At 35.2% G+C, this 5,782-nt stretch carries 8 protein-coding genes; 5 read left to right on the forward strand and 3 right to left on the reverse strand.

Annotation, left to right across the window (positions count from 1 at the left end):
* The first annotated feature begins 418 nt into the window (after positions 1-418).
* Positions 419-1,515, forward strand: a protein-coding gene (locus V757_RS17105; RefSeq protein WP_390621553.1) for an IS3 family transposase whose coding sequence is annotated in 2 segments (ribosomal slippage) — positions 419-665 and positions 665-1,515 — 1,098 coding nt in all. Because the reading frame shifts where the segments join, the coding sequence is not laid out codon by codon here.
* Between the two features lie 421 nt (positions 1,516-1,936).
* Positions 1,937-2,062, forward strand: coding sequence for a hypothetical protein (locus V757_RS29535; RefSeq protein WP_261796420.1), 126 nt, complete (start codon positions 1,937-1,939; stop codon positions 2,060-2,062).
* Between the two features lie 98 nt (positions 2,063-2,160).
* Here the strand turns inward: V757_RS29535 and V757_RS17110 are convergent, their stop codons facing one another.
* Entirely contained in the window at positions 2,161-3,309 is a 1,149-nt protein-coding gene (locus V757_RS17110; RefSeq protein WP_023949279.1) for an AAA family ATPase, read from the reverse strand.
* A gap of 34 nt (positions 3,310-3,343) precedes the next feature.
* A complete protein-coding gene (locus tag V757_RS17115; protein ID WP_023949281.1) occupies positions 3,344-3,562 on the reverse strand; it encodes a helix-turn-helix transcriptional regulator in 219 nt (72 codons plus the stop codon).
* Positions 3,563-3,679: 117 nt separating this feature from the next.
* Between V757_RS17115 and V757_RS27350 the strand changes: the two genes are divergently transcribed.
* The 3 genes from V757_RS27350 to V757_RS17130 all read left to right on the forward strand — a co-directional run bounded on the left by V757_RS27350 (position 3,680) and on the right by V757_RS17130 (position 5,476).
* On the forward strand, positions 3,680-4,246 hold the full coding sequence (locus V757_RS27350) for a helix-turn-helix domain-containing protein (RefSeq protein WP_023949283.1): 567 nt from the start codon (positions 3,680-3,682) through the stop codon (positions 4,244-4,246).
* Between the two features lie 107 nt (positions 4,247-4,353).
* Positions 4,354-4,671 carry a hypothetical protein gene (locus V757_RS17125; protein WP_245586945.1) on the forward strand — a complete coding sequence of 106 codons (318 nt, stop codon included), beginning with the start codon at positions 4,354-4,356 and terminating at the stop codon, positions 4,669-4,671.
* A 400-nt stretch (positions 4,672-5,071) separates the two neighbouring features.
* A complete protein-coding gene (locus tag V757_RS17130) occupies positions 5,072-5,476 on the forward strand; it encodes a VOC family protein (RefSeq protein ID WP_023949285.1) in 405 nt (134 codons plus the stop codon).
* Positions 5,477-5,651: 175 nt separating this feature from the next.
* Here the strand turns inward: V757_RS17130 and V757_RS27820 are convergent.
* Positions 5,652-5,782: transposase domain-containing protein (locus V757_RS27820; RefSeq protein ID WP_147628819.1), on the reverse strand; the 131-nt coding region annotated here is incomplete at its 5' end.

Genomic DNA, 5,782 nt, shown 5'->3' on the forward strand with positions numbered 1-5,782 from the left:
TAATTTTGTCATGCTTGCGACAYATTTTTTAATTGTCTCTGCTAAATTAAGCAGTCCTGCTTTATGTTTAATCACATTATTGGTAGTATGTAACATGAGAGTTTCCTTTTGTTTGTTTAAAAGATTCGCACCTCTTATTCAAACGGGAAACTCTCTTTTTTGCAACTCATTTGTCAGATTTGGTCTGAACTTCTACACATCAGAGTATACATAGTAATTCTTGGTTTTTATAATCAATCAGAGACATTACAATTCATATGTCAGATGTGATCTGAATTTCTGCATATTATAAATATCAATTAATTTTTTCTTGCGTGCATTTTTTAAAGTGGATTGATAAGGTAGCCACCCCCTAAATTAATACAGCTCAAATGTAGAAATTTCCTTTAAAATTTAATTGATAATTAGGAGTTTTACAATGAGCAAACGTAAGCGTGAAGAGCAGATCATTGCTTTATTAAAGCGAGCAGAGGCCGGCGAGCCTATCGCTGAACTATGTCGCCAAGAAGGTATTGCTGTTTCCACCTTTTACAAGTGGCGTTCCAAGTATGATGGCCTAGAAGCGTCGGAGCTGAAGCGCCTTAAGCAGATTGAGCAAGAGCACGAGCGGCTTAAGAAGATGTACGCTGAGTTGAGTTTGATGGCCCGTATGCAGGAGGAGATTATAAAAAAGCTCTAGTGCCTGTAGAAACACGTAAGGCTTGGGCTCGTGACCTACAGGCAAGGCATCAAGTGAGTATCGTTAAAAGCTGCCAAGCAGTCGGTATTAGCCGCACGGCTTATTACTACCGTAAACGCCAAGTTGACGATAGTTTCGTTGAAGAGGTCTTGCTTAGGCTCACCGAACGTCATCCTCGCTGGGGCTTTGTGAAGTGTTTTGACCGCTTACGCGCCTTAGGTCATACATGGAATCATAAACGCGTACAACGCGTCTATCATCAGCTTCGATTACAGCTACGAAGCAAACGCAAACAGCGTTTACCGGCAAGGCATCCGATGCCATTGACGCAACCGGTCATGGCACGAAGCAGTTGGTCAATTGATTTTATGTCGGATGGTCTGACGGGTCGCCGTCGGTTCCGTACACTTAACGTGATAGATGACTTTAACCGTGAGGTGCTAGGCATCGACATAGGGGTGAGTCTGCCCGCTATTCGGGTGACTCGCTTTTTAGATCAGCTTGGGGAAGCCCATGGATATCCGCAGTGTATTCGTACGGACAACGGGCCTGAGTTTACTTCCACAGAGTTCACGCAGTGGGCGCAGCAGCGAGGCATTCTGATTGACTTTATTGAGCCGGGATGCCCTTATCAGAACGCCTATATTGAGCGGTTCAATCGAACCTACCGTGAGGAAGTGTTGGATATGCATTTATTCACGACGCTCGATCAGGTGCGTTGGCATACAGAGGCGTGGATAAACATTTACAATACTGAAAGACCTCATGAGTCATTAGATCGTTTAAGTCCTGTCGAGTACAGGCAGAGAGCATATTCTACTTTAAAGCTGTGTTAAGAATGGGGTAGGTTCAATTTAACTATAGATTAATATGGTTTAGTAATTATTTAATATTATTTAAACATTAATTAAATATTAAATTATATTTAAATTAGATTAAATTTAAGATAAATTTATATTAAGTATATTAAATGATGTTTAAATAAACATTAAAAAACTATAATGCAGGATAGGCAGTTGCCGGCAAAAGTGACCACTTTTACCAAAAAAATCCCTAACAAGTCATGTGACTTGTTAGGAAACGCCCTTTGGGCTATTTTCTACAATTTGATATGTTTGGATTAATTTATTCTATACTATTCAAAAATTCCAAATATCATGACTATTAATTAAAATGCCAAGTAATCTTTTGCTACCCCAGCACATTAATGAAAAAGACACACTAATCACATCTAGGCAAACTCAAGCAGAGACAAACGTGCCTCAACCACCTTATTTTTTATCTGAAAATCATCTACAAAAAAAGGGGCAACGCCCCTTACCTAGTCATATTCGATCAAAAGCATGGTCAGAACCTAATGAGGATACCCCTAGCGGCGGTTAGTATAGATTTAGCTCATGCTCTAACTGAACAATTTATATAAAACTACCCTAACTTAACGAATAAGTTAGGGAGTTCTTTTTAGATAAACAAAAAAATCTTCATTCATTTTCTCCATTTTCATTGGCTACGGTATAGACACAGTACCACTGGTTATTTATTCGTTGGCTTGAAATATTATTAGAGTTTTCTTTTGCCTTTCTGAGTTCATGTTTGCTTTTAAACATGCTAGGTACAAGATCTTTTTCAAGATTAGAAGCTAAATAAGAGCCATTATTTTCTATTAGAAAATTTTCTAATTTCTCTATAGATTGTTTTTGTTTAATTTCAGGTTTGGTTAATGGTGTTTTATTATCAATAATATTTTGAAGAGAAAAAAACTCATAATATTTATTAAAAATCACTTCGCTAGTAATATATGATTCATCTATACCATCATATTTTTGTACTCTTGTACAAATTTCATACCTAAAACTTTTATCAATACGTCCATAGTTAGATTTAATAATGCCAAAATAAGAGGATTCTTCATGTCTTATTGCCCCCAAAACAACTCTTGCTTTTGCCAAATACTGAACCGACCCAGTTACTCTATCTGTTAAATTGACATCTTTTCCACCTTTTGAAAAATGGTGAATACCAATGATAGCTAGGTTATGTTTTTCAGCAAATGCATTTAATTTTTGCATGGCTTTTGCTACATCTTTTGAATTATTGTTATCACCATCAACAAAATCATGAAAAGGGTCAATGACAATAGCTTTTAAATCATTGTTAGAATTATTGAGATAGCGTTCAGTTATAATCTGAAAAAAATTATCTAGACACTTTGAAGGAGAAGTTAAAAAATTGTTTTGAAGATAATCAACCTTTTCTTGAACTACACCAGAAACAAATAAGCGATGCATTAATACAGCATTTGGGGAATCTTCTGATGAATAAATAACAACACTTCCTTTTGTTGTAGGTTTAAAACCTTCATAAACTTCTTCACCATTAGTTATATAGGCAATTAACTTACAAACCAATGTGGTTTTGCCTGTTCCCGGCTCCCCTGAGAGTAAGGTAATTGCACCCTGTGGAATAAACCCATCAATTAACCAATCAATTTTTTGAGGTTTCATCTCTGTAAAATTAGTTATTTCAAAACTACTGTTACCCTTGTTTTTATCTATAGTTGGATATACAATATCCTCACTTAATTTAGTTTCCTCTTGGTTCCCGCCAAGAGTTTTTTTTTGGCTAGTCATAAGTTAAAACTCCTTATATTCATGAATGAAAAAATTAATGACTCACCTGTCTATTCCCTCCATTTGAAAGTGAAAACACCCAATTCTCAATTGCCTGACGAGTCCAACGATTAGCTTTTAAACCCACCTTAATTGGCTTAGGAAAGCTAGGGTCGTATTGTTCGTATTTAGGGTTAAGTTTTAAGTAGATTGAGGTTTCACCAATATTTAACAATTTGGCAACTTCTTTTATCGTTAATAATTCACATGTCATATGATTTTCCTTTAAAATAGACTAATTAAATTGAATTAAATTTATTTTTATCTCATTTTATTTAAAATAATCGATAAAATGAGATTATATGTTTTTAAATCTATTGTCAAGATTTTTATGTCATTATTTGATCAAATATTAAATCGCTTAAAAATTTTTCTAAACATTGAGAAAGATAGTGATATAGCTCAACTTTTAGGAATGGCACAATCTACTTTTGCAAGTAGGAAACAACGTAATAGCTTCCCTGAAGAAAACCTAAAAGAACTTATCAGAAGAGAGCCATGGAGAGAAATTGATTACCAATTTATCATGACGGGTAAGTTATCCACTTTTGAAGAAATTAATAGACGGCTAAAGAAAGTATCAGGTCTTGCAAATGATTTGGATGTTATCAGAGCACTAGACATAACAGGTGATGAATTTGTACAAGCAAGATTAGATAACCTATTTCCAATCCCTGCTTTATATAACTACATCAATAACTCTACTCACAAGAAAATTAATCTTGATTACGTTATATCAGGAAAAACGGCAACTGTAGAACAATATGGCGTTCACTTAATAGAAATGTTAGAGAAGTTAGCTACTCTCTCAACAGAAGAACAGCTAAATATCATTCAACAAGTAAATAATCTATATGCTTTACATAGCATTGTTAACGCATCTAAAACAACTAATTAGTACAATACTCCCTAGCCAGAAAAACATTGAAGAGGTTAACCAAATATGAGTAAGTATTAATCACATTCGACATGGATACAGATTGTTTAAGAGAACAATATCATGCCATGAGCTATCAAAACGCTTATGCTGATATAAAAGCAATCCTGTTAAAGCATGGATTTAACCATTTACAAGGTAGTGTTTATTTAGGTAACGATGGCATTAGTGAAGCTCATGGGACATTAGCTATTCAAGAATTAACAGCTAGATATGACTGGTTTTTTAGTTGCGTTTCTAACATCAAGTTTTACAGACTTGAAAGCGATTTAAACGCCGATTTCATCGCTCGTGGAGTTTATGAAGCCAAACAGTTATTTAATCAACGTTTAGCAAAACTAGAAAGCCGAATTAAAAGACGCTGGATTACCTACAGCCAAAATTAAAGAAATCCTTAGTAAAGAAGTATTTTTATTGGAAGATAACCAACCTATTAAAAGCAAAAAAACTAAATAACCTCTAAAACAACATTTAAAACGCCCTTTAGAGGCGTTTTTTTATATGCGGTTTAGCGGTATTCACAACATCATTCAAATTTAATACTGAACTTTTTATTAAAGGAAGTTAAAGCAAAAATATCTCTAGATCTCCAAAAACTCCAACAAGTCGCCCTATTTTTTATTTAACTTATTGATATATATAATATAAAAACCACTAGTTGGAATAAAATAACTACGTCAAGATATAGTAGGCAAATATGTAGGTAAAAACAAATTCAACTAATTTATTTAGTGAATCTCAACGACTATAATGCAGTTGAGATAGCAAAAGCAGAGGAACTAATTAATGCATAATCAAACATTAATAACTGTCCAAGATGTGCAATTAAGTGCTGAGTGGTACAAAAATAATCTCGGATTAGCCAAAGGACACGGTGGGTCTCATTACGAACAACTGATTCACAATGGGAAACTCATTCTGCAACTTCATAACATGGATCCTGATGAGAATCATGGTATCTTATTAACTCCAGAGGGGACACTAGGAAACGGTGTTTTAATCTGGATAAGTATTGATAATTTTGATGAAGCCATCAAGAGATTACGTGATAATCATACCAAGTTGGATAAAGAACCATTTTTCAATGAACGAGCTAGGCAATGGGAAGTATGGTTACGAGATCCTGACGGATATAGAATTGTATTATCTGGTCCATCAGAATACCCAATTACTGAATTGAGTGAATCATAATAGGAATATGACTAATTGAAGAGGATGGAATCTAATGTCCATCCTCTCGCAAGCATTTTTCGTGAACAAAAGGTCCTAAAGCCAACAGTCTCTGCTATTAAAGTAAGCGTCCGGTGAACTCCGATTGACTTCCGTTTTTAAACGTTCAATGCCCCGATTTTGTCGGGGCATTGTGTTAATTCTTGGTGTCGTTTGGCGCTTGCCAACGATGAGGCAGAAGCTCAGTAATGTCCTTCGCTTTCTGTGTCGGCAATCGTTCCAACACATCCTTMWGRTAAGCATAAGGGTCATGGCCATTGAGCCTGA

Source organism: Pelistega indica (genome assembly GCF_000506865.1).
Lineage (GTDB): Bacteria > Pseudomonadota > Gammaproteobacteria > Burkholderiales > Burkholderiaceae_B > Taylorella > Taylorella indica.